This is a genomic window from Scytonema hofmannii PCC 7110 (genome assembly GCF_000346485.2).
Lineage (GTDB): Bacteria > Cyanobacteriota > Cyanobacteriia > Cyanobacteriales > Nostocaceae > Scytonema > Scytonema hofmannii.
In genome coordinates this window covers 6,777,312-6,800,058 of sequence record NZ_KQ976354.1, presented here as the reverse complement: position 1 = coordinate 6,800,058, position 22,747 = coordinate 6,777,312, and the positions used below count along the sequence as shown (strand labels likewise).

Sequence of the window (22,747 nt, the reverse complement as noted above, 5' to 3'; positions counted from 1 at the left end):
TCCTTGTGAATACACAATGGTGTTTTGCTAAAAGCACCTTTCTACTGTTAAAGAAAGGCATATACTCTACTTGTGGTAGAGCAATAGGTGGGATATTGACCTGCTTTTGATACCATTGTGTTTTTTTCATTTTTATGTTACAAAATGTTTATTTTTTTACTGCCAGAGTATAATAAAGAGTATCGACCTGTGTTTGCACACAGACTTCTTGTCAATAGAGTGAATAGCAGATGAACACCATTGACAATCCGACTGAGATACAAATATGCAGAAGTTACAGACGCATTCAGCTGAGTTGTTGCGTGAAAATCACGAAAGAACTGCATGACCTACCTGCGCTGTTTTCCCGAAATTCCAATGACTTGCTCAAATGGTTATCAAAACAACTGAACTCAAAAATGTTGAGATGTCATTTTATCAGTGAATTGGTAATAGGTAAAGCCCAAGCTATACCCAATCCACAACTTTAAGAATCATTGGATTTGGCATTGAACAAATACGTTTCAGAAGAATAATACAGTAAACTGTAAACAATGCACCAGATTGCTTTATCGAATCTTTATTTTTGACTGGGTATTAGGTAACATCGTTATCATCTAGAAGTATCTCACAAACAATTAGATAGATAACAATTTATCTCAAAATTTATGTTTAAAAATTATTTCTCTATGAAGTTTAAAGGAGCTTTAGCATATATTTGCTGTTTTTTCACATACTTGCATAGTCAGTGACCAGTGACCAGTGACCAGGGAGTAAGTTTATGATTGACAGATAGGTACTTTAATATAACGAAAATTTCGAGCGCAGTCAGCGATTTTGCGCTCAGAATATGCTGTCTACAAATTTTAAGCTGGTGTCAGCAGCGTTCAACAAAGTGGACGAAAAGCCCAATGCCCCTGACCCCTAACTAATATGTGTCATCGTAATCATGTGTTTCAACTCGTCTAACATCGCTGCGAGGGGGTAAAAACTCGGGACGACGTACAGGCGCAAGTGGTGGCGTGGGACCATTATAAGGATGAATGACTTGTACGGTACGGGTGGGACGGGGCTTTTGTGAGAACAAAGCGTTTATCCCAGCGACGACTACACCTCCGCCAACGGTTAAAGCCATACCGCCTACAGCCCAAACAATACCTGATGACCACCAAGGATTTTGTGACTGCTGCAACGCTGCTTGCTGTGCTGCTTGGACTTGATTTTGTTGTTGAGCACTCCACTGAGCCAGGGTATGTTGGATTTGTCCCTGAAGTTGTTGGTTTTGTTGTTTGAGGTCTACATTTTCCTTCTGCAGTTGGGCGGTTTCCAACTTCATCCGTTCCATCTGTACCCGTAACTCTTCAGTGTTGGAGCTTATCGGTGCTGGATTGGGATATGTTTGATTGGGATACGCAGCAGTTGGAGGCATCACTGCTGGTGGTGCTACTACAGTCGTTGGCATCTGTGGGGTAATAGTGAAGCCAGACTGAATGGGAGTTGCTGAGCCTTTGAGTAGCAAAAGAGCTGCCAACCCAGCTACGGCAACTCCGCCGATAAATGCCATACTCTCACTCATTGCCCTCTCCCTTAAATTGCAAAGAAACTACCACGGTCGTTAACTGACGCTCTCTCACACTCATAAGATATATACCCTAGTGAATTTCACATACAGCCTTTACCCTATTTTGCGGTATTATTTGGTTTTTTACCGCTACATATGCGCTTTTTATATTCAAGACCATATCTGTTAAATTGTCTACCAACGAAGGTGAAAAAAAACTAGCATTTTTTATCAAAAGAGTTAAGTAACTATGCTTACTCAGGATGTAGTAATTGCTGTCTTTAGACTTTGGCAAAACTCGGCAATGGCAATGAGTCCTTGCTGTCGCGTCCCGAATGCCAAACGCTTTACAAAAGCACTACCGACGATGACTGCATCGGCTCCCCATTCTTTCACTTGTTTAGCTTGTTCTGGTTGCGAAATGCCAAAACCGACACCAATAGGTTTATCGGTAACGCCACGAATCTGCTGTAGTAAATCTGAGACTCGTACTTCTAAGCGCGATCGCATTCCCGTAACACCCGTAACACTTACCAAATAAATAAAACCTTGGGAAGAGCGAGCAATTGCTTCTATACGTTCGGAAGAACTCGTTGGAGCCACCAGCAAAATAACATCTATATCTATTTCAGAAGCGAATTTGAGTAAGCCAGATGCTTCTTCCAAAGGTAAATCTGGTACAACCAATCCTGCTACCCCAGCAGATGCTATATCTTTAAAAAACTTTTCAATTCCACGATTGAGAATTGGGTTGTAATAAGTAAACAAAATAACAGGGGCTTGCAAACTTGGAGTTACATTTTGTAACATTTCTAGTACTTTATCCAAAGTTATGCCTTGTTGTAAAGCGCGAGTAGCTGCGGCTTGAATCACCGGTCCATCTGCGAGAGGATCGGAGTAAGGAACGCCCAATTCAATTATGTCTGCTCCATTACGATCCAGAATTTGCAGTGCTTCTGCCGTTGTTTCCAAATCTGGATCGCCAGCAGTGATAAATGGAATCAGAGCGCATTGGGATTGACTTGCAAGATTTTTAAAGCGATTGGAAATAGCTGTCATTGGTCATGAGTCATTTGTCAGTTGTCCTTTGACACTATACCCAAAGACAAAGGACAAATAACAAAGGAAGAACAAATTTACACTTGAGATTGTTCTTCTTGTTCGATTTCAGCTTGAATTTTTGCCAACTCTTCAGGAGACAGTTCTTCCAATCGTTTTTTGAAAAAGGCGTCTTCGTACTTTTCCCGTTGTGTGTGGTAAGTCATTTTTTTGCCCACTGCACGGGACATATAGGTTAGCAACCAGACAATTAACCCGACAAAGAGTACGGCTTGAGTCCAAATTCCAGCTTGTGCGCCATCTAAACCCACTAGCTGAAGTGACAAATATACCAAGCCACCTAATATAAAAATGCCAAAACCTATTCCAATAGCGTCAATGCGTCGCATGAGAAGTCTGAAGGATAAAGGATAAAGGATGAAAAAGAATCCCAGTACAGTATATGTCACAGGAAAGAAACCGGGTTTCTGGGCAGAGACTCATGGCTGAAACGACAATTTTTGGTAAAGAAACCGGGTTTCTGGGCAGAGACTCATGGCTGCAACGACAATTTTTGGTAAAGAAACCGGGTTTCTGAGCAGAGACTCATGGCTGAAAGGGCAATTTTTGGTAAAGAAATCCGGTTTCTGCGTAAGTCCTACTGAACTTCATACTTTATCCTTCATATATTTCTTAAGCTTCGATTTTTCGGGGTTGAGGTCGATAGTTCACTACAGGCGACAGAAGCAGTAAACCAGGGAAGAACAAAAATACTAGAAAGTACATGAAAGCACGTTCTACAGAGCTAGCTACATACCACCGCAGTTTTAAGTACAGCAGGACACCTGCTGGTACGACGAGTAGATAAGCTCCTGCCAAAACCAAATACAGTAGCGCTACAACCATAATTCTTAGCTCTCGGTGAAAAAGACCTATTGGTGCATCTGTCTTCTATCATAGTAGGGAATGGGGAATCGGTGACCAGTGACCAGTGACCAGTGACCAATGGCAAAATTATTGGTGGAATCAATAAAAAAATAGTCAAAAACAGATTTCTTTTGCTATAATCATCCAAAGTTGGCTAAAGCAAGCACAAGTCAAACTAGTCAGCAAATTCCAGATTAACTCTGGGGGTGTGGCGGAATGGTAGACGCTACGGACTTAGAAAACTGAGCCTTGATAGAGAAATCTTTCAAGTGACTGCTCTCAAACTCAGGGAAACCTAAATCTGGTTACAGACATGGCAATCCTGAGCCAAGCCAAGGTGGTTATAAGTCATTTTTGACTTGTCCTTCGGTTAATTATCAAGAACATAAGGACAAACAACAAATGACAAGTGACTAGCTAGGAAGGTGCAGAGGCCCGACGGGAGCTACCCTAACGTAAAGTCGAGGGTAAAGGGAGGGTCCGATTCTCAAAACCTTTCAATTCTGTGGAAGTGTAAGGCAGTAGCGAAAGCTGCAGGAGAATGAAAATCCGTTGACCGTAAAAGGTCGTGTGGGTTCAAGTCCCTCCACCCCCATTTAGAGAGTAGGGAGTAAGGAGTAGGGAGTAGGGAGTAGGGTTAGAGAAGCTAACTGATTCCCAAGGCCCAATACCTAATGCCCAATGCTTAGTGACCAGAAATCAGTATAAGAGTGTAAGCTAATACAATCTTTAAGTATTTCTTCATAGAATTCAATAAAGCTTGATATAAGTAACTCTGTATTTTTAAGGGTTTGTCAAACTCCGTTTAAAGAAATACTGAACTTTTCAAGAAGCGATTGATACTATCTGTTGCTCAAGTTAAGCTGTTAAGAATATGAACTGGGTATTCTTTGGTCTTGAAAAATACCATGACCGCTAATAGCTTAACGGGTAGTCAGAGCAATAAATATACTTTTGACTCTGAAAACAAACGACTGGATTTAGATATTGCACAAGAAAGGATATATAACTATTTTATTGGAATTGTCAAAACCTGGAAACCTGAGGATGTTTTGCAAGAATTTAAGCGTCTATTCTTAGGTTTTTTTGAGGCGGTTAATTCTGATTCAACAACAGGAATTTATGAACTTTTTTCTAAGAGTGAAGAACAAGCGTTTCTTCATACACTTAAGCGATGTTGCTATATTCTAATTAATAACTGGGAAAGCAACAGAAAGCATAAGTATATTCAAGACTTAGTTAATTTATTTTCTAGTTATAAAGATTTTCAGCCTACTAAATATACACACAAGAATCTTTATATTAAATGGATATCAAACTTTATTGATAGTGAAGAATATCAACATATTCAATTTTTTGCATTTAAAAATAGTGACGAACAATCTCAAAAAAATTGGATGAATCGTTACTCTTCCTATCTATTGGTAGCTCAATCTTTAGATATAAATAATCCTAAGGAACAACAAGAAGCTGCTATAAAGTTGTCCAGACAACTGAAAGACAAATTTAAGTTTGAATTAGCAATGTATATTGCTCGTTCTCAATCTTCTACTTCAAGCACTAGTCGATATAAAAATCCCAGTATTCTGGGAGATAACGTTCTACGCTTAATAAAAGCAATCGTTGTTAAGAAAGGTATGTTTAGTTATGAAAATATTGCCAATATATTTCTTCAGCAAACTCAAAATCAAACCTTTGAAGGATTTAAGGATAGTTTGCAAAAGTATTTGATTTTTTCAGTTCAACAACAGAATTTTGTTGAAACTTTAAAAACACAATTATTAGAAAAGCTACATCCTTGGAAAGCAGAGCAACATGAAGAAATGATTAATAAGGATTTAGTATTAAGAACTTGTAATAAAGTGATTGATTATTTAACAACAGAAAATGGAAAAGAACCTTCGTCATTATTTATTTTATTATTATCTCAAGGACATTCATTGACATTGGTTATTGTATTGCTGAAAATTATTCTAGTTTCTAAAAATTCGCGCATTCATTTGGAAAGCCGCATAGCTTACTTGATTCGTTACTACAATAAATATCCAGAAGATGAATGCAAGTGGTTAATTCATTTTATTGAGATTTTTAATATCACTTTTGCAATTTATGCAGAAAATGTTGAGTATAATTTAATTAAGATAAAAGAAGATGAGCCGCTTGCTGAAGTCCAGTTGAATCTGGATGATTATCATGTTTTTTCTCAGCTAAAGACTAAAGGTATTTAACTTAGACTTAAGACTTAAGACTGAAAAAACGTTCATCCAGCCATGCTAAAGTAGCTCCGGCAGTTTCAGCAAAAATACTAATGAGGCGATAAAGACCGACAGCGCTAATGACTAAAGCAGTGGGAAAATGAGATTGTAAGAGTGCGATCGCAGTTGCTTCAAACACTCCCAAGCCACCAGGCGCACCTGGAATAATAAACCCCAACAACCAAGAAAAGCTAAAAGCCCCAATCAACAAAGGTAGATGGCTCCAGTTTAGAGGACTCAGAGCAAACAGAGTTAAAACAAAACCAAAACCACGCAAAACGATAAAACCTAGTTCTCCGAACAAAGGTCGCAACGGGTAATGTTGAAGAATAGGAGTTGAGCTTGGAATAGAATCAGACTTTTTGACCTTTAAGCGTTGTACGATGGCAATTCCTAAGTTTAAAAACTTGGGATGAAGTATGCAAAGGACTCCCAGTAAGCAAAAAAGTTGTATTATCTGTAAGTACAGGGTAGAATTCCTAAGTATAGACTGGCTGCTTAATAGAAAAATAATCAAAGCCGCCGCCGCCATGAGAAGTGGTTCTAACAAAACACTGAGAGTTGCAATCTCGATGGAGACACTAGCATTTTTTGCAGCTACGATTCGTCCATAGTAATGCCAAACATTTCCTGGTATATATTTAGCTATATTTGTTTTTAAATAGACTTGAACAAATTCAGAAGAACGTATGGGTTGATTTAAATCTTGGAGAACCCAAGCCCAAATCCAACCTGCCCAAGTATGTGCCAGTAATGTTATACCTGTTGCAATAGCTAGAATTGCCCAACCCTCGGCATCAATACGAACAGTCGCAACACCTTGCCAGTTATCCTTAAGGGCTTTTGCTAAAAAAAATAATGTTCCACCCAAAATTACCCAGCGTAATATTTGCTTCATCATTTTAGTAAATTAACTGATAGTTTTGATAATTATACAAATACTTGAGCTAGGGTCAGATACCCGACTTCTTTAAAAAGTCGGGTATCTTGCAAGGGTGTTTACATAAATTAATAACTAAATAACCATAGGCTATCAAAGTTAACCCATTTATATATAAGAGATATCCCAGCAAATTACAGTAACTTATATCCTTCTTAAGTTAGAGAAGAAGAGCAAAGCAGCGTTAAAAGAAATGAGACCTTTGCTAGAGGAAATATTTGCCATTTTATCTGTAATCTTAGTAACTGTCGGTCAAATATTCGCAAATTTTAAGCAAGCAAGAACAAAGAAAAAACGAAAAGTTTCATCATCTAAAAACTTTTAGTGAGGGAATTTTTGGAAGCATTATTGTTGCTTGTTTGAGGTGAAAAGGAGGAATTGGTGAACCGTTTAACAGCTTTTTTAAACAAATTGCGACTGCGCCAGATTTTAACTGTACTTTTGGCTGGTCTATTGTTGATAGTAAGCACTGCTTGCAATAGTGCTGATGTCCAAGGCGCGAACCCAAAAAATCCACCCGTACAAGCTGGCGGTGCGAACAATCCTTATAAAGGTGGTGGAGATAAATCTACGAATTCAAAGATGTCCAAATCTGGACTCGACCAAGCTAACCTACAGCTAAAGTCACCATCAATTATTGCCACATCTGTTAATAAAGAAGTAAAACTTTACCCAGGTGCTGAAACACCAGAAGGTAGAGCCATTAAAGAAGCAGAATTGCCTATCAAATCTGCTAAAGACTTTCAACAGCCCGAACCAGGTGGTCTAATTCAACGCGATTCTGGTATTGTAGAACGCGCTCAAAACAGACTTGAGACTGTTGGAAAAGCGTTTCAAGATGCTTCAGAGTTTATCCAAGACAAGGGTAATGAAGCTGGTAAGAGACCAGAAGCACAACCAAATCCCGCAGTGGGTAAGTAGTTGAGTGTGAGTTTAAATTAAGTACAAAATTGCAAGGAGTAGCACTATGAGAAAAGTAATTGCTGTGTTAAAAAACCTTCGTCCTATGAAAGTTTTAACAGCTTTTGTAGCCAGTGTAATCATGTTCTTGACACAGGCTTGCAATTCTGCAGATGCAACAACGCCTCGTCAAATTGTGGGTGAACAGTCTGCAAGACCTAATTCTAATGTATACGTACCCAAGGGTGAGAATCAGCTTTCTCCCTATGAAGGTGGAATGAATAACTACAGTGATGTAGATCCTAGAACCAAGTCAGCTAATGTAAAGGCAAAGTCTGAATTTCTCAAAGAGAATGCTGAGCGAAATATTACCGACAAGTCTAGCAATATAGGAGAAGTTGGTCGCCGCATTGTTGGTAAAACAAGTGAGAATGCTAAAGATTTCGGTGACACAGCACGGGAAGGCGCTCAAAGAGCAACAGATAAAGCTCAAAGTACCTCCAGTGATTTTATTAAAGGAACCCAAAGAGGCATCGAAAATATCAAAGAAAATACTAGCAATGCTGCTAGTGAAGCGGGTAGAAATGCTCAAGGTAAAGCTGAGGAAGCAGGAAATGCTGTCAGAGATGCTGTTAATTAAACAGTGACCAGTGACCAGTGACCAGTGACCAGTAGAGATGTGTTATGAAGAAACATAAGTCTCTACTGGTTTTTATGTTGAGTATACCACTGGCTTAAAGCTAGTCGATGAATTTCCCGCCAGGAAATATTATGCTTTCTGGCTAATTCTGCACAGTCTTCGTATTCTGGTTGGACGTTAGAAATGGCTTTGTCTTTTTCCTGACCCGTCCATGCGACTTTAACACTTACTACACCATATTCAATCTCTACTTGTTGAATTTCTCGTGAGAGAATGGCACGCTGTTGAGTAGAACGGCGAATTCCTAGAGTTGTGGTTTCACGAAACAAAATCGCTTCACAATTAGGTAAACTCTCTGGATGGCAAATAACGGTTAGCAAAATTCCCGGACGGGATTTTTTCATTCCAATGGGTTGAGTAAAAACATCTACTGCACCAGCAGCAAATAATGCCTCAAATAAGTAGCCAATAGCTTGCGGGTTCAAGTCGTCTATTTGGGTTTCCAGAATTGCGATCGTTTCTAAACTTGGACTATGGGTAACGTTTGCCTCGCCCAACCACAAGCGTAAAATATTTGGTATTGGTAAATTTATAGAACCTGCTCCCAATCCTACTTGTTTGATGGTCATTGGGGGTGGTGAGCCAAAGTTGACTGCAAGGGTTGTGACAATTGCAGCTCCAGTTGGTGTCACTAGTTCCCGTTCAATACCGTTGCTATACACTGGACAACCGCGCATTTCCCACAATTTCAATACTGCTGGTACCGGCACTGCCATCTGACCGTGCGCCGCCTTAACACTTCCCCCGCCTACTGGTTGGGGCGAACAGTATAGGAAAGGCAATTCTTTTTCAGTGCTTTCGATTTTCAGCCAATCTAGTCCCAAACAAGTGCCAACAATATCTACAATTGCATCTATTGCACCTACTTCATGGAAATGGACTTTTTCGGGAGGAACGCCATGCACTAACCCTTCTGCGACTGCCAATTGTTGAAATACTGCCAAACTCCACGCTTTAGCGCGTGATGGTAACTCAGCTTTCAAAATCATCTCACGGATTTCAGGTAAGTGGCGTCCGTGATGGTGGCTGTGTTGGGAGTCATGGTGGTGATGGTGGTTTACTAAGTTCACATGAACTTTAGTAGCCTGTTGACTATTACGGAGAACTAGTTCTGCCTCGATCTGGTACTCGCGCTCAATTCCCAACTTGTTTAGGTTTTCAGTTAAGTACTCTAAAGGAACACCCAGGCTGACTAAGCTACCCAGGCACATATCCCCTGAAATACCTGTAGGACACTGAAAATAAGCAATTTTCGTCATTAGTTAGTGGTTAGTTGTTAGTGGTTAGTAGTTAAAAAGTACCACTAACCACCAACCACCAACCACTAACCGTTATTTATCTCTTATGGCAAAAATTTTTCAAGTTCATCCTGATAATCCGCAATCTCGACGAATAGAAGAGATACAAGCAGAATTGCGACGCGGCGCAGTGATGCTTTATCCTACTGACACGGTTTATGCGATTGGATGTGATTTAAATGTTAAGTCGGCAGTGGAGCGAGTGCGGCAAATTAAACAGTTAGCAAATGATAAACCGCTGACATTTCTATGTCCCTCTCTCTCAAATGTCACTACGTATGCTTTCGTAAAAGACACGGCCTACCGAATTATGAAGCGTCTCATTCCTGGTCCGTATACGTTTTTGCTACCTGCAACTAAGTTAGTACCGAGGCTGGTACAAAATCCGAAACGGAAAACAACTGGAATTAGAGTACCAAATCACACCGTCTGCTTGGCACTGTTAACGGCGTTAGAAAACCCAATTATTTCCACTTCAGCCCACGTACCTCCAGATGATGATGTAGATGATGAGTTGCTTGAGGTAAAAACAGACCCTTTTCTCTCTCGTGTGGAAATGTTTGATCGCTTGGACAAATTGGTAGATGTGATTGTGGATACTGGCGAGGAACCCACGTATGAAGTCTCTACCATTTTGGACTTGACAGGAGAACAAGCAGTTCTGACTAGGCTTGGTTTGGGTTGGGAAAAAGCAGCAACGCTAGTATAAGATTGATACATCACTACTTCATCTGATGATTTCGGATGCCCGTTGGTTCAGCGCTCCAGTTTTACGATTGTCATACTAGTTAAGCTGAAAGTGCAAATAACTCAACCAGGTAGAAAGCCCTATATAGTAAGGGTTAGAACCATTTTGACGTTGTGGCAGGTAATCGTGACCCACTGACTATCTGGTGGCTTGTGAAAAAAGCGACACAATGCAATCCCTGTAACTTTTCCGGATTCTCTACAGTCATATATGTAAGCAGTGCTGATGGCGGTTCTTGACATATGAAGAATATGTAAGTTATTCGTCAGTAGAAGCTTGACACGTCAGTGCTGTTTATGATTTGTCCTTACGGTGCTATACCACTCCCAGAAACATCATGAAAGCAAACCTCGCCAATCTACCTACCCCAACACCAGATTTCGATCGCGAAGCTTCTACCGAACAATCTCAAACTATCAGTACAGATGCCTTAGTGCAAATGTTGTGTCAGGAAATGCAAGCTGAGGTGAAAACATCACTTGAGTGTATGGAAGCCGTAGCAAAGCGCATAGCCCGAGAGGTAGAACGGATTTGTGATAAAAGTTCTCGCATTAAAACGTCCGGGGAAATTAAGTCATGGTTAGTCACTTTAGCTAGACATCGGTTACAAAAATGCCTGCATTACTATCAGTTAGGTTCAAAAAAAGGTCGGGTGGAATTACACAGTCAACTGGGCGCTATGGTTTATCGTCACGTTGCTACACCTAACTCCGATTTAGGATTTGATGCTCGTTACAACCTAATTGAAGACTTCCTGCAAGCATTTTATTTGGAAGCTATTAAGGCTTTCCGACGGGAAAACGAATTAGCTGAAGATTACACACCTCGGACTCAATTGGAACTCGCAGAATACATGGCGTTTACCGAACAGTATGCCAAACGCCGCATTAACTTACCTGGTGGTGCAAACCAACAGCTTGTCATACTGCGTGCTCAAGGTTTTGCTCGCCGTCTACCCCAAGAAACAACAGTTGATATTGAAAGAGCGGTTGAGTCTGGTAAGACTGAGGATTCCGAATCTTACCAACGCAATTCAGCAGTTCAACAAGTGCGTTCTCAAATGATTGCACAACCAAACTTCGATCCTGCTGAAGAATCCGAACGCGATCGCGTCATTTCGGAACTGGTAAAATACTTAGAATCGCAAGGACAATCTGACTGTGTAGATTACCTAACACTAAAATTACAAGATTTTTCCGCCCCAGAAATCGATCAAATTCTCGGTCTTACCAGTCGCCAAAGAGATTATTTACAACAGCGTTTTAAATATCATGTGGAAAAATTCGCCAAACAACACCACTGGCAATTGGTACACCAATGGCTAGGTGCTGGGTTAGAGCAAAAGTTGGGTTTAACTTCTCAACAGTGGGATATATTTTTAAGTCAACTCACCGAACAGCAACGTCAAATACTAGACCTAAAAGCTGAAAAGCAAAGCGACCAAGCGATCGCTAAAGCTGTTAAATGTACACCCAAACAACTACAAAAGCGTTGGACTCAACTATTAGAACTTGCATGGGATATTCGTAACGGAAACACTGAAATCCAGCCCAGTTAAAGTCATGGTTATTTGCATCTACTCTCTGAACGCAATATTAACCAATTTATTTCTGTTTCAATGTTTATTATACCTTTTATCTGTTTTTTAATCTTCTCTATTTTCCCCCGCAAATCCTACGATTATTGATTTTGAATTTTAGATTTTGGATTTGGGATTAAGACGGCTTTGTTAAGACTTAATTTTACCCAATATCTTTCCTATTCTTTTTTCAAAATAGTATAATTTCGACTCTCAATGAGAAAAAGTCAAATTAGGAAGCGGGGGTTTAAAGGGAAGCAAGCAAATTTAAAGAATTATCAAATTGTCGCTAAAAATTAAGTAGATAAAAACACAAGTTTTATTAAAATCAGAAAATTATATAAAATCATCTTCAAATAACTCATAATTAAAAAATCTAGAAATCCCAAATGATTCATAAACTTTAAGGAGTGTAGAGAGGGCAATAAAAATTCACTGGACACTGGACGCTGGACACTGGTCACTGGTCACTGGACGCTGGACACTAGTCACTGGTCACTGTTTTAAGATAAAATTACAAATAGAAATCAACATACAGCTGATATCAAAACCATCTAAATTCAAATGTTTAAAGGATTTTGGGAAAACGTCTTTAGATATCCTCGTTACTTAGTGACTATTCTCTTAGGGGTAGTGTTAAATGCATTTTCGCCTTTGCTCCCGTTGTTTAAACGCCCAGTGACCCTAGTCGCACTTTTGGGATTGTTGGGAGGTACTCTCGTCTTCATCACTCTGACTTTGCGTGCAATGCTGGGCTTGAGCGCAGTTTAGTCTGAAGTTTGGAGACATTTTCATCATTACAACCTCTTGTGAGGAGATAAATTGTTATGGCTACAGATCGCCGTGTTTCCCGAGTTGCTGAATTGATAAAACGGGAAGTTAGCCAAATGCTGCTCAACGGTATTAAGGATGACCGTGTGGGTACAGGAATGGTAAGTGTCACTGACGTTGATGTTTCTGGTGATTTGCAGCACGCCAAAATCTACGTTAGTATATATGGCTCGGAGGAGGCCAAAGCAGAAACAATGGCAGGGTTAAAGTCGGCGACAGGTTACGTCCGCAGCGAACTAGGTGCAAGAGTTCGCCTGCGCCGCACGCCAGAGGTGGTCTTTATTGAAGATCGTTCTATAGAACGTGGTACTAAAGTCCTGTCACTTTTAAACCGATTACAGGAAGAGCGGAAGCCCGACGAGGAAGACAATGACGATAAAGATAAAGAATCTTAATCTAGAAGATTAAGTAACGTGAACAACAATCAACTTCTGGTATATTAGCCAAACATTTTACAGACGCGATCGCCTCGCGTCTGTTTGAATGTATCTATATATAAATTTTAAAACAAAGGAGTGAAACACATAAGATATATTGATAGTTAACCGTTAAGAGCACCAGCGCCTACAACAAGGGAATGAAAACTTCTTACCCCTACTCCCGAATCAGAGACACTCATAAAAGTCATATAAGGCAACAGAACTTTGACAAATTCTCGACACCGCCCCAGGGTAATTAGACCTATCTCAAATGGAACATGAAACTTAGATCCTTGACTGCTAAACTCAAGCCATTGCTAATTTGGAGGCAAATATCTCCTATGGCAGTAAATGCAAATTTGTGTCAATTTATTCGACGAGTTACTCAAGCTACCAAAGTCGGAACAATTTTGCTTAAGAAATTATTAATAACTCATGACTAATGAATCTTTGTGTTGTAGGGTAGCCTTTGTGTTTCGCAACAGTTTATACTCTCTATCCCGGCAATTGTTCCAAGCAGATTTTCTGGCAAACAGAGACAAAAGACTAGAGATAGTACCTTGTGTACTTTGTTGAGTATGTATCGAAGGCAGAAGATACAAGCGTCCAGAGCAGAAGTACCCCCTCCGCACATGGAAAAAGGTTTTACCTCAAGTTCCTTACCTTTTTCATCCCCTAAAAGGGGGTGGGCATTAAACCCCATGGCAGAGAATGCCCGTACTTATCTCTTTCCAAAAATTCCACATCTTCCCTTCAGCATAGCTGCCCTCTACCGTTCTTCTTGTAATTTTATGGTTTATCCAACCTGTATTAGACAAATGCACTACCATATTGACTTTGTATGTACGAAAACTTCAGGAAATGTCAGAGTTCTTTGACAATTGTAACATTTCTTCATATAATTTGAGGATATGTAGCGTCAAAATGAAAATAGTTCCGTATATAAAACTACAAAACTGTAGCAACTAGTCTTCTTTTTCCGGTGATGTTTGTTCCTAACAAATTTTGGGAATACTACTTACGTGTTAATCTGTGAGCAAAAAATCATGAGTGTGAATACGGTGCCTTCTATCAGTTACTATTCTTTAGACGTGATACAAGAGGAAGCACGGCGGTTAGTTCAAAGGGGGTTGGTTAGCAGACAGCAGCCAATCTACACCCTGTGCCAATACATTCCAGCTAGAGAGTGGGTCTGCATTGAATGCGAATTGGAAAAGTGTGATTTTTTATTACGCGATCGCATTGCCGATCTGATTGGTCGCGAACAATGGGAAAACGACTAATCAATATTCGCTTTGATGTATGGATTAGGAACTGATTTCGGATCTGGGATTTTGATGGAAACAGACTTCATCTTTATGTTGAAGGACATTCTTTACTACATCATCAACCCACAACAATCCGGAATATTAAGATATTCCAGATCTGCTCAATACATATGCACTAACTTTTAAGAAAATTCCCTGAAATACACCCGTTTGCAGCCCTTTTTAGCTTTAGTATTTGAAGCGTGGCTGCATCGGGTGTAATTACTTTTTGGTTAGTTGTTAGTTGTTAGTTGTTAGTTGTTAGTGGTTAGTTGTTAGTTGTCATTTGTCATTTTTTCCCTCACTCCCTCACTCCCTCACTCCCTCACTCTAAATACTGATTAACGTCTTCGATGACTCGTGTCAGTTCAGCTTCTGTTGTTAAGCGAATATTAAGGTCACGGAGAGTTAACAAAACTTTAGCAGCGAAGGGAGTGGGCCAAATATTAGGATTACAAAAAATTTCCAGAAACACTTCTCCTGTATATCGATATTCCATGGGAGATTGTGGGGTAGGTTTGCCACTACCAGACCCAGTTTTAGCAGACACTGCTTTCAGACTGTGCATCAACTGGTCAAGGGTTGCCTTGAGTTCCCGTGCTGCTTCAGGTGAAAAATTAAAAGCAACAGAACCTTCAACTAGATTCAGTGTTAAATGAGTTCCGGACATAAGTTTTCTATCAAAACGTCTAAATAATTCATATTACCGGGATTTAACCTTAAATTCGTAAGGGTTTGCAACATTCTTTGGATGTTGCAAGTTTTACGATGTAAATTATAGAACATAATATGTCAATACTGATTTTATGACTTACGATAATAGGGGTGCAATACAAAAAGTTTTAATTATCACTTTATTGCTAAACATATTTGTTATGGCATTGAAAGCTGTCGTGGGATATTTGACAGGTTCCCTGAGCTTACAAGCTGATGCCTTACATAGTGTAACTGATAGTGCCAACAATATTTTAGGGTTAATTGCTAGTCAGTTCTCTTCGCCAAAACCCGATCGCGAGCATCCTTACGGACACCAAAAATTTGAAGCAGTGGGAGCATTAGGGATTTCTGCTTTTTTAGGGATAGCCTGTTTTGAAATTCTCCAAGGAGCCGTCGAACGAATTATCAATGGCGGTCAGATGGTGAGAATCTCACCACCAGAATTATGGATATTGTTGATAGTTTTAGGAGTCAATATTTTTGTAGCCTTTTACGAACGTGGTGTGGGACAGAGAGTTGGTAGCCCAATTCTGATTGCTGATGCCAAGCATACTATGAGTGACATTTGGGTGACAATTTCTGTAATTGGTGGGTTAATTGGTGTATGGTTGGGCGTTCAATGGCTAGATGTGGCTTTAGCTTTCCCTGTAGCGTTGTTGGTTTTTTGGAGTGGCTGGACGGTTTTAAAAGAGAATTTGCCTTGGCTTGTTGACCAAATAGCCATCGCACCGGAAGCCATTCATGCGATCGCAGTTTCTGTTCCGGGTGTCATCAACTGCCACGATATTGCTTCTCGGGGTGTTTTAGGTCGTCAGAGCTTCATTGAGATGCACCTAATAGTAGATGCACCAGACGTAGAAACTGCTCATCAAATTACAGAAGAAGTAGAAAGGCGGTTGGAGGAACGTTTCCATCCTGTTAGGATTCTCATTCACGTTGAACCGCCCACCTATAAATCCAGTCATATTACTTTTTGATACTGGTCACTGGTCACTGGTCACTGGTCACTGGTCACTGATCACTGATCACTGGTCACTGGTCACTGATTTTATTCCCACTCGATAGTTCCAGGTGGCTTGGAGGTAATATCGTAAACGACGCGGTTAACGCCTTTTACCTCATTCACAATTCGGTTGGAAATCACTTCCAGAACATCGTAAGGGACACGCGCCCAGTCTGCGGTCATACCATCTTCACTCTGTACAATCCGTAAAACGATGGGATAGGCATAGGTACGTCGATCGCCCATGACACCTACACTACGAATTGGCAGAAGCACAGCAAAAGCTTGCCAGTAATCGTGATACAACCCACGTTGGTTAACTTCTTGACGGACAATTAAATCGGCATCTCGTAAAATATTTAAGCGCTCGGCAGTGACTTCACCCAAGATGCGAATTGCCAAACCAGGTCCAGGGAAAGGATGCCGTTGTACGATCTCTTCTGGCAAACCGATGGCACGTCCGACTTTACGGACTTCATCCTTGAAAAGCTTTCTTAGGGGTTCCACCAGTTTAAATCGTAAATCTTTAGGCAATCCCCCAACGTTGTGGTGGCTCTTGATTTTCACTGCAACTCGCTCCCCAGTTTGCGGGTCAACATTGGTATCAGCAGATTCAATCACGTCTGGGTAGAGGGTTCCTTGTGCCAAATAATCAAATGGACCGAGGGTTTTTGAGGTTTCCTCAAATGCACGGATAAACTCGTGTCCGATAATACGACGCTTTTCTTCTGGGTCTGTAACACCAGCCAGTGCGGAAAGGAAACGCTCTCTGGCTTTGACGTATTCTACAGGGATGTGAAACTGCTCTCGGAACAGTTTTATTAACCTTTCAGGTTCTAACTTTCGCATAAAGCCTTGGTCAATAAAAACACAAGTCAACTGGTCACCAATGGCTTTGTGTAATAAAAATGCCAAAGTAGAAGAATCGACTCCTCCAGAAAGTGCTAGCAGTACGCGTTTATCGCCAACTTTGGCGCGAATTTCTCGAATTGAGTCTTCCACAAAAGCAGCAGTCGTCCAAGTTGGTTCGCACTCGCAAATGTGGTATACAAAGTTACGAATTAAAGCTAGACCACCAATAGAATGAACAACTTCTGGATGAAATTGAACCCCGTAGAGTTTTTTGTTGTGCTCGGCAACAGCTGCACAAGGGGTATTTTCTGTATGTGCCAGCACTTCAAACCCAGGTGGCATATTGATGACTGAGTCACCATGGCTCATCCACATAGTTGTGCCATCTTCGACGTTAGTGAACAAGTCCGTCGGATCGTCTATATATAGAGAGGCTTTTCCATACTCCCCCCGGTCAGCCTTTGCCACTTCTCCGCCCATTTGTTGCACCATGAGTTGCATGCCGTAGCACACACCTAAAATAGGAATTCCTAAATTCCATATTTCTGGATCGCAATGGGGAGCACCATTGTCATACACTGACTTTGGACCACCAGAAAGGATGATTCCCTTGGGATTGAGTTGAAGTAATGCTTCCGCTGTGGTGCGATAGGAAAGAACTTCTGAATAAACCTGTGTTTCACGAATTCTACGAGCAATCAGTTCGGAATATTGAGAACCGAAGTCTAGAATTACAATGATTTGGCGATTGATTTGCCTCAAAGATTCTTCTGTTTGAGGCGCTTGTTGTGTTGGTAGAGTCACCGCAGTATTCATGACAGAGATGGTGTTGGTAGAATGAAAGATTGACAACGAGGGTGTATTGACTGATACCAGTTTTGGCCTTACCAACTTGTGATGGTAAAATAGCTTCTTCCTGGACGCGGCTTTGCTGTGCGACTGTACAGACCTTATATGTAGCAGTGAGATTACGAAAAAAACTTACTCTAGTCTGGTAAAAAAAAGTTATTGAAAGTTAGTGTTTAAGATTATTCATATTAAATTAACATAATTTTGCCATGAGAGTATGTGCAGTTTTGCTTTTGACAATAACTTTGCGATCGCGATCGAAAAGGACTGAGCCAACAGACGGTAATGTACCTGCTTCACCAATTTGGTTCTTTATATAGTCTTGCGAACGAGAATCGATTTGTTGAACAATAGAAGTGTATACCCGTTCTACCCAATCGCTACAATCAGATGTATCCAAAGAGCGGAGGTAAACTAAAGCTGCTTCTGCAGTATTGCTGTTAAATACAGCCTGCAAGTCTAGAGTGGGTAGACCAACGTTAGCACAATGAGCCACTAGAATTTCCCGACGTCCATCAGCAAGATGGTGATGGGTGTGAAAGATTCCGCCTGCAAGTTTTATGAGCTTGCCATGGTATCCAAATAATAGGATTTGCTTAACATTTTGTAAAGCTGCTTCTACAAGCATGGGACCGAGCCAGTTGGCTGTTTTTACCAGTTGTTCTTGGTTAATCCCTAGTTTTTGCGCTAAATCTAAACCGTTTTCACCAACGCAAAACACCAAACAATCATACCGATCTACTTTATGTTGTAACTGTTTTCGAAAAGCTTCTAATTGATCGGGAACACTTAAGGGTTGAGAAATACCTGTTGTTCCAAGTAGTGAAAGACCTTCAACAACACCAAAAGCAGCGTTGGAAGTCCTAAGAGCAAGAGATCTTCCCTCTGGCAAAATAATTGTTACAGTAATTCTTTCTTCTGGCGCAAGCATTCGCAGCAAATTCTCTTGCAACAACCTTTGGGCGTAAGCGTAAATAGCAGGCTTATCCCCAGCCTCAACTATTTTTCCAATTCCCTCTCCACCTCTAATAGTCAATCTCTCCCCGTCTTCGCCTCTTCTTTCCCACTCTACCATTGCCCAAACAGGAGTGTTTCTCGTAATATCTAAATTATCTCCTGGGTCAGAGCGAGCGATCGCCAAAGCTATATTTTCAGATAATCCTGCGACTTGTTCTACAGGAATGTCTACCACTTGACTGGGTTCAATCAAGTCCACTGATACAGAAAGTATGGGTTGACGATAATGCAACCAGTGCAAAGCAGCAATAGCAGACGCACAAGCAAAGACAGGAAGAGTATATCCAGATTGAGCCATGAAAATTATGAATTATGAATTGGTAATTAATACAATATTTCATCATTCATCATTCATAATTTTTTGCATATTTTCCCAAGAGATATCTTGTTGAATGTAACGGGGTGCTTCTGGATTGTAAGGACTTGCGACTCTATCAATTTTGATAATTTTTGCTTCATCTGGTATTACGGGTATGTCGGGATCGAAAGCTGTTGGACGCATTAATGAACTGGAAAAACCTTTAAAAATGGCAATTTGGTCTTGTTCTCCTGCAATTTCTACTGTTACTAGTAAAACTTCTTGAGGACGTTTAGTGGTATACTTTTCCAGTCGCTTACCAATAGAATTGTTCATAAATCAACACTTTATAGAGAATTTGTACAAAGTTGACCAAGATCTCCGACTTCTTGAAGGATTCAGTTGATGAATTACACTGAATGAGTATGGAACCCAATAACAAGCAAGCTCAAGGGCTTTATAGGCTTTGTTACCGACTGACCAACGCGATCTACCCTGGTTGGCAGTACAAAGCTGTTGAGCTTGTCAGAATGGATGAGCGCACTGGGAATCTATACGTACTTGCTGGAGATAGTCTTGACTTTGAAATCAAGCCAACTGGAGGATACGAGCCATGACATTAGCAAACTATGAGGCGATGAACCTTGATGAGTTACGTCAGTATGTCCTAACTCACCGAGAAGACATAAGTGCTTTTCATGTCTATGTTGATCGTTCAAAAGCCGTAGGGCGAATGATTACAATTAATCCAGATGACCCAAATTGGGAGGAGAATTTAGAGCAGAAGATTCAGCAAGCAACCTCTGGTGAAGCAGAGTCACAATAGGCGCAGTCAGTGGCTGCATAACAACCCGCTTGCACCTGAAGAAGCTGAAGCTGAACTGATTCGAGAGTTGCGTGTAGTAAGGCTGCGTATCCTATTGAGGTGTAGCTGAGCGTCCTTGTTTACCTAACTTAATCAGGACAAAATAGCTTAGATAAAGTACGTAGATGACTAAACCAACAATGCCAAGAAAGCCAAGAAATCCTGGTTTTGTATCGTGATGGAAATAATCTTTAAACATAAGCGGTGCTTCAAACCAGACGCGACAATATGATGTTGCGATCGCAGTTTCAGAAACAGCACAACCGATGAAAGGGATCAAAGCGAATGCACCTAAAATACAGTAAATGGTGGTAGCCCAACGCCATGAAGTAAAAATCAACTTTAGAAGTCCGTCTGACTGATACTCTATTTCATCATTTAGATCTATCCAGAACCATAATGAAACAGGAATTAAAATACGAGCCATGAATCCTGAAATAAAACTAACGCCAAATCCACCAATCATTAAGTAAATTGTAATAGCTAGTAAACTGGCGACTCGCCAGTAAATTAGAAGTAAGCGTTGTATGGCTTCAGCTTTTTGTACAAAAGCCCAAAGTAGCAAAATTATAGGCAAAATGAGTGTAAATAATACCGCTAATCGGTAGTCTATCCAAACTAGGGGACGAAACCAGACTTCATTCATAAAATTTCCTCTGTAAAAAGAAAAGCCCACTCTATTCCCCTAGCTCCTGCTCTAAAACAGGATGAAAAAAGGTTGGAGTGAGATTTCATACACTAGTGCTATTAAAGCACAGAATTTTCAGTAAAAGGTTTCTGGTCGCGTTCCCACAGCCCTAAAACAAGAAGGGTTGAGTTAAGTCTTAATCTTCGTAAACTCTGCACTCATCTGCTTCTGGGTTGGCATCACAATATTGCTCCAGGGAGTTTTTGCGCTTTGCTTGACGTTGGTGAGAAGCCTCAGCTTGTAGTTCTTCCACTGCATCCCAAGCTGCTGCACATTCACCAGAAGTACTACCTGTGACGTCACATGTAGCACGGGCTTGTTCAACTTCTTGATCGATTTTGTCTTGGATGTTGCTCATGGTCTTAATTCTTGTTGCGTGTTTTCAATACTAGTATAGAAAAATTTCAAAAATGACAGTTTTTCGTACTATTACCCTCCATTCTACTGTGTCTGTGCAATAATTATGTCAGGTAATGGAGCTATGCTTCATAACTATTACAGCATTTATGACAATGGTGGTATATTTATCTATAATGTCTTAAGATTTTACAAAGAAGACCGGAAAACTGTAGATTATACAATACTTCTTGAGGTAAATAGCACAAAGTAATAACTGCTTGCTAGGAGTATTTGTAAGAAGTCGCATCAATTCGTGTAGGATGCGTTATAGTAGTCCCCAAAATGGAAATAATAAACCGGCTTGCTGAACAACAAAAGCCTAAGAATAAATAGAGTGTAAAACTCATGGCAGACCAAATGCAGTGGGCAAATGCCCTGTCAACCCGTCCTTCCTTAGAAGCAGCTGTTTCAGATGTAGTACAGCGTACTGTCTCATCGCTAACAGCACCTCCAGATTTAGGGCTGGTGTTTATTTCGTCTGCTTTTACGAGTGAGTACTCTCGGCTTTTGCCACTACTGAGCGAGCAACTGTCAGTACCTATATTGCTAGGTTGCAGTGGTGGAGGTGTGATTGGTACGACTCAGTGGGGAAAAACACAAGAGTTAGAAGCAGAACCCGCACTCAGTTTAACCCTAGCACACCTACCAGGGGTCAATATCAAGCCATTTCATATTGTTCCTGAAGAATTACCCGATTTGGATGGTCCACCAGACGCTTGGATAGATTTAATTGGCGTAGCACCATCACCTGTGCCGCAGTTTATATTATTGTCTGGATCGTTTTCTTCAGGAGTGAACGATTTATTACAGGGTTTGGATTTTGCCTATCCTGGGTCGGTAACAGTGGGAGGACACGCGAGTGGTGGCGGTTTGGGAGGTCGGATTGCTCTTTTCTACAATGACAATCTCCACAGAGAAGGAACTATTGGTGTCGCTCTAAGTGGCAATATTGTCTTGGAAACGATTGTGGCACAGGGATGCAGACCAATTGGAAGACCTTGCCAGGTGACAAAAGGCGATCGCAATATCATTTTAGAACTCAACGAGCAAGTGCCGTTAATGGTATTGCGAGATTTGATTGCCCATCTTAGTGAAGAAGATCGGATGCTGGCGCAACATTCCTTGTTTGTTGGCTTAGCAATGGATGAATTTAAGCAAGAATTGCAACCAGGAGACTTTCTCATAAGAAGTATTTTAGGGGTAGAACCATCTGCAGGGGCAATTGCGATCGCTGATTACGTTCGTCCCGGACAGCGCCTGCAATTTCACTTACGCGATGCCCAAGCTTCTGCTGAAGATTTAGAATTCTTGTTACAGAGGTATCAAAAAGAGCGTTCTTCTGACGCAAGCGCAGTGGGTGCGCTGATGTTTTCTTGCGTTGGTAGAGGAGAAGGTCTTTACGGAAAACCGAATTTTGATTCCCAGTTATTCAATCGCTACCTTAAAAACATCCCATTAGCAGGTTTCTTTTGTGGCGGCGAGATCGGTCCTGTGGGTGGTAGTACTATGATACATAATTATACCTCTGTGTTTGGAATTTGTCGTTCTGTTAATTGCTAATGGCTAATGGCTAATTG

General features: G+C 40.7%; 24 protein-coding genes. 12 read left to right on the top strand and 12 right to left on the bottom strand.

The features are described 5' to 3' along the window. Nucleotides 1–907: 907 nt before the first annotated feature. From WA1_RS28345 to ndhL, 4 genes are all read right to left on the bottom strand, one after another. On the bottom strand, nt 908–1,555 hold the full coding sequence (locus WA1_RS28345) for a coiled-coil domain-containing protein (protein WP_017749867.1): 648 nt from the start codon (nt 1,553–1,555) through the stop codon (nt 908–910). A 243-nt stretch (nt 1,556–1,798) separates the two neighbouring features. After that, complete coding sequence (trpA, locus tag WA1_RS28340; protein ID WP_017749868.1) at nt 1,799–2,599, bottom strand: tryptophan synthase subunit alpha; 801 nt, start codon at nt 2,597–2,599, stop codon at nt 1,799–1,801. A 77-nt stretch (nt 2,600–2,676) separates the two neighbouring features. Continuing rightward, nucleotides 2,677–2,988 carry a DUF3007 family protein gene (locus tag WA1_RS28335; RefSeq protein ID WP_017749869.1) on the bottom strand — a complete coding sequence of 104 codons (312 nt, stop codon included), beginning with the start codon at nt 2,986–2,988 and terminating at the stop codon, nt 2,677–2,679. A gap of 283 nt (nt 2,989–3,271) precedes the next feature. Then, a complete protein-coding gene (gene ndhL, locus WA1_RS28330) occupies nt 3,272–3,484 on the bottom strand; it encodes an NAD(P)H-quinone oxidoreductase subunit L (RefSeq protein WP_017749870.1) in 213 nt (70 codons plus the stop codon). 929 nt (nt 3,485–4,413) lie between these two features. Here ndhL and WA1_RS28325 point away from each other — a divergent pair. Further along, nucleotides 4,414–5,733 carry a hypothetical protein gene (locus WA1_RS28325; RefSeq protein ID WP_017749871.1) on the top strand — a complete coding sequence of 440 codons (1,320 nt, stop codon included), beginning with the start codon at nt 4,414–4,416 and terminating at the stop codon, nt 5,731–5,733. A 7-nt stretch (nt 5,734–5,740) separates the two neighbouring features. On the opposite strand, the gene WA1_RS28320 is transcribed toward WA1_RS28325, so the two are convergent. Further along, nucleotides 5,741–6,661, bottom strand: a complete 921-nt coding sequence (locus tag WA1_RS28320) for a putative bifunctional lysylphosphatidylglycerol flippase/synthetase (protein WP_017749872.1) — start codon at nt 6,659–6,661, stop codon at nt 5,741–5,743. A 420-nt stretch (nt 6,662–7,081) separates the two neighbouring features. Between WA1_RS28320 and WA1_RS28315 the strand changes: the two genes are divergently transcribed. Both WA1_RS28315 and WA1_RS28310 read left to right on the top strand, forming a co-directional pair. Next, a complete protein-coding gene (locus tag WA1_RS28315; RefSeq protein WP_017749873.1) occupies nt 7,082–7,621 on the top strand; it encodes a DUF6658 family protein in 540 nt (179 codons plus the stop codon). A 46-nt stretch (nt 7,622–7,667) separates the two neighbouring features. Then, nucleotides 7,668–8,240, top strand: a complete 573-nt coding sequence (locus WA1_RS28310) for a hypothetical protein (RefSeq protein WP_017749874.1) — start codon at nt 7,668–7,670, stop codon at nt 8,238–8,240. A 62-nt stretch (nt 8,241–8,302) separates the two neighbouring features. Here WA1_RS28310 and larC read toward each other — a convergent pair whose 3' ends face one another. Further along, nucleotides 8,303–9,559, bottom strand: a complete 1,257-nt coding sequence (gene larC / locus WA1_RS28305) for a nickel pincer cofactor biosynthesis protein LarC (protein WP_017749875.1) — start codon at nt 9,557–9,559, stop codon at nt 8,303–8,305. Nucleotides 9,560–9,644: 85 nt separating this feature from the next. Between larC and WA1_RS28300 the strand changes: the two genes are divergently transcribed. From WA1_RS28300 to WA1_RS28275, 5 genes are all read left to right on the top strand, one after another. Then, a complete protein-coding gene (locus tag WA1_RS28300; protein WP_017749876.1) occupies nt 9,645–10,307 on the top strand; it encodes an L-threonylcarbamoyladenylate synthase in 663 nt (220 codons plus the stop codon). A 376-nt stretch (nt 10,308–10,683) separates the two neighbouring features. Then, on the top strand, nt 10,684–11,904 hold the full coding sequence (locus WA1_RS28295; RefSeq protein ID WP_017749877.1) for a HetZ-related protein: 1,221 nt from the start codon (nt 10,684–10,686) through the stop codon (nt 11,902–11,904). A gap of 585 nt (nt 11,905–12,489) precedes the next feature. Continuing rightward, nucleotides 12,490–12,696 carry a DUF751 family protein gene (locus WA1_RS28290; RefSeq protein ID WP_017749878.1) on the top strand — a complete coding sequence of 69 codons (207 nt, stop codon included), beginning with the start codon at nt 12,490–12,492 and terminating at the stop codon, nt 12,694–12,696. A gap of 56 nt (nt 12,697–12,752) precedes the next feature. Next, complete coding sequence (gene rbfA, locus WA1_RS28285; RefSeq protein WP_017749879.1) at nt 12,753–13,151, top strand: 30S ribosome-binding factor RbfA; 399 nt, start codon at nt 12,753–12,755, stop codon at nt 13,149–13,151. 1,070 nt (nt 13,152–14,221) lie between these two features. Continuing rightward, nucleotides 14,222–14,458, top strand: coding sequence for a DUF4327 family protein (locus WA1_RS28275; protein WP_017749881.1), 237 nt, complete (start codon nt 14,222–14,224; stop codon nt 14,456–14,458). Between the two features lie 349 nt (nt 14,459–14,807). Here the strand turns inward: WA1_RS28275 and WA1_RS28270 are convergent, their stop codons facing one another. After that, entirely contained in the window at nt 14,808–15,152 is a 345-nt protein-coding gene (locus WA1_RS28270; RefSeq protein WP_017749882.1) for a hypothetical protein, read from the bottom strand. 136 nt (nt 15,153–15,288) lie between these two features. Between WA1_RS28270 and cdf31 the strand changes: the two genes are divergently transcribed. Then, on the top strand, nt 15,289–16,176 hold the full coding sequence (gene cdf31, locus WA1_RS28265; protein WP_017749883.1) for a CDF family zinc efflux transporter Cdf31: 888 nt from the start codon (nt 15,289–15,291) through the stop codon (nt 16,174–16,176). Nucleotides 16,177–16,247: 71 nt separating this feature from the next. Here cdf31 and guaA read toward each other — a convergent pair whose 3' ends face one another. The 3 genes from guaA to WA1_RS28250 form a co-directional block, all read right to left on the bottom strand. Continuing rightward, nucleotides 16,248–17,870, bottom strand: a complete 1,623-nt coding sequence (gene guaA / locus WA1_RS28260) for a glutamine-hydrolyzing GMP synthase (protein ID WP_017749884.1) — start codon at nt 17,868–17,870, stop codon at nt 16,248–16,250. A gap of 226 nt (nt 17,871–18,096) precedes the next feature. Then, nucleotides 18,097–19,218: a cobalt-precorrin-5B (C(1))-methyltransferase CbiD gene (gene cbiD, locus WA1_RS28255; protein ID WP_017749885.1), complete on the bottom strand. Its 1,122-nt coding sequence runs from the start codon at nt 19,216–19,218 to the stop codon at nt 18,097–18,099. 42 nt (nt 19,219–19,260) lie between these two features. Then, nucleotides 19,261–19,554, bottom strand: coding sequence for a DUF7734 family protein (locus tag WA1_RS28250; protein WP_017749886.1), 294 nt, complete (start codon nt 19,552–19,554; stop codon nt 19,261–19,263). An 83-nt stretch (nt 19,555–19,637) separates the two neighbouring features. Between WA1_RS28250 and WA1_RS28245 the strand changes: the two genes are divergently transcribed. Further along, a complete protein-coding gene (locus tag WA1_RS28245) occupies nt 19,638–19,835 on the top strand; it encodes a DUF6888 family protein (RefSeq protein WP_017749887.1) in 198 nt (65 codons plus the stop codon). Next, a complete protein-coding gene (locus tag WA1_RS28240; RefSeq protein WP_017749888.1) occupies nt 19,832–20,044 on the top strand; it encodes a DUF6887 family protein in 213 nt (70 codons plus the stop codon). Before WA1_RS28245 ends, WA1_RS28240 begins: the two co-directional genes overlap by 4 nt. Nucleotides 20,045–20,135: 91 nt before the next feature. Here the strand turns inward: WA1_RS28240 and WA1_RS28235 are convergent, their stop codons facing one another. Beyond that, nucleotides 20,136–20,729, bottom strand: a complete 594-nt coding sequence (locus WA1_RS28235) for a DUF3177 family protein (RefSeq protein WP_017749889.1) — start codon at nt 20,727–20,729, stop codon at nt 20,136–20,138. Nucleotides 20,730–20,907: 178 nt separating this feature from the next. Then, nucleotides 20,908–21,129 carry a Calvin cycle protein CP12 gene (locus tag WA1_RS28230; RefSeq protein WP_017749890.1) on the bottom strand — a complete coding sequence of 74 codons (222 nt, stop codon included), beginning with the start codon at nt 21,127–21,129 and terminating at the stop codon, nt 20,908–20,910. A 386-nt stretch (nt 21,130–21,515) separates the two neighbouring features. Here WA1_RS28230 and WA1_RS28225 point away from each other — a divergent pair, with 386 nt between their 5' ends. Continuing rightward, nucleotides 21,516–22,730, top strand: a complete 1,215-nt coding sequence (locus tag WA1_RS28225; protein WP_017749891.1) for an FIST signal transduction protein — start codon at nt 21,516–21,518, stop codon at nt 22,728–22,730. Nucleotides 22,731–22,747 lie beyond the last annotated feature (17 nt).

What these genes read in the sequence shown, in the direction of transcription:
- WA1_RS28345 (WP_017749867.1), bottom strand. Translation starts at nt 1,555, where the DNA reads ATGAGTGAGAGTATGGCATTTATCGGCGGAGTTGCCGTAGCTGGGTTG.
- trpA (WP_017749868.1), bottom strand. Translation starts at nt 2,599, where the DNA reads ATGACAGCTATTTCCAATCGCTTTAAAAATCTTGCAAGTCAATCCCAA.
- WA1_RS28335 (WP_017749869.1), bottom strand. Translation starts at nt 2,988, where the DNA reads ATGCGACGCATTGACGCTATTGGAATAGGTTTTGGCATTTTTATATTA.
- ndhL (WP_017749870.1), bottom strand. Translation starts at nt 3,484, where the DNA reads ATGGTTGTAGCGCTACTGTATTTGGTTTTGGCAGGAGCTTATCTACTC.
- WA1_RS28325 (WP_017749871.1), top strand. Translation starts at nt 4,414, where the DNA reads ATGACCGCTAATAGCTTAACGGGTAGTCAGAGCAATAAATATACTTTT.
- WA1_RS28320 (WP_017749872.1), bottom strand. Translation starts at nt 6,661, where the DNA reads ATGATGAAGCAAATATTACGCTGGGTAATTTTGGGTGGAACATTATTT.
- WA1_RS28310 (WP_017749874.1), top strand. Translation starts at nt 7,668, where the DNA reads ATGAGAAAAGTAATTGCTGTGTTAAAAAACCTTCGTCCTATGAAAGTT.
- larC (WP_017749875.1), bottom strand. Translation starts at nt 9,559, where the DNA reads ATGACGAAAATTGCTTATTTTCAGTGTCCTACAGGTATTTCAGGGGAT.
- WA1_RS28300 (WP_017749876.1), top strand. Translation starts at nt 9,645, where the DNA reads ATGGCAAAAATTTTTCAAGTTCATCCTGATAATCCGCAATCTCGACGA.
- WA1_RS28295 (WP_017749877.1), top strand. Translation starts at nt 10,684, where the DNA reads ATGAAAGCAAACCTCGCCAATCTACCTACCCCAACACCAGATTTCGAT.
- WA1_RS28290 (WP_017749878.1), top strand. Translation starts at nt 12,490, where the DNA reads ATGTTTAAAGGATTTTGGGAAAACGTCTTTAGATATCCTCGTTACTTA.
- rbfA (WP_017749879.1), top strand. Translation starts at nt 12,753, where the DNA reads ATGGCTACAGATCGCCGTGTTTCCCGAGTTGCTGAATTGATAAAACGG.
- WA1_RS28275 (WP_017749881.1), top strand. Translation starts at nt 14,222, where the DNA reads ATGAGTGTGAATACGGTGCCTTCTATCAGTTACTATTCTTTAGACGTG.
- WA1_RS28270 (WP_017749882.1), bottom strand. Translation starts at nt 15,152, where the DNA reads ATGTCCGGAACTCATTTAACACTGAATCTAGTTGAAGGTTCTGTTGCT.
- cdf31 (WP_017749883.1), top strand. Translation starts at nt 15,289, where the DNA reads ATGACTTACGATAATAGGGGTGCAATACAAAAAGTTTTAATTATCACT.
- guaA (WP_017749884.1), bottom strand. Translation starts at nt 17,870, where the DNA reads ATGAATACTGCGGTGACTCTACCAACACAACAAGCGCCTCAAACAGAA.
- cbiD (WP_017749885.1), bottom strand. Translation starts at nt 19,218, where the DNA reads ATGGCTCAATCTGGATATACTCTTCCTGTCTTTGCTTGTGCGTCTGCT.
- WA1_RS28250 (WP_017749886.1), bottom strand. Translation starts at nt 19,554, where the DNA reads ATGAACAATTCTATTGGTAAGCGACTGGAAAAGTATACCACTAAACGT.
- WA1_RS28245 (WP_017749887.1), top strand. Translation starts at nt 19,638, where the DNA reads ATGAGTATGGAACCCAATAACAAGCAAGCTCAAGGGCTTTATAGGCTT.
- WA1_RS28240 (WP_017749888.1), top strand. Translation starts at nt 19,832, where the DNA reads ATGACATTAGCAAACTATGAGGCGATGAACCTTGATGAGTTACGTCAG.
- WA1_RS28235 (WP_017749889.1), bottom strand. Translation starts at nt 20,729, where the DNA reads ATGAATGAAGTCTGGTTTCGTCCCCTAGTTTGGATAGACTACCGATTA.
- WA1_RS28230 (WP_017749890.1), bottom strand. Translation starts at nt 21,129, where the DNA reads ATGAGCAACATCCAAGACAAAATCGATCAAGAAGTTGAACAAGCCCGT.
- WA1_RS28225 (WP_017749891.1), top strand. Translation starts at nt 21,516, where the DNA reads ATGGCAGACCAAATGCAGTGGGCAAATGCCCTGTCAACCCGTCCTTCC.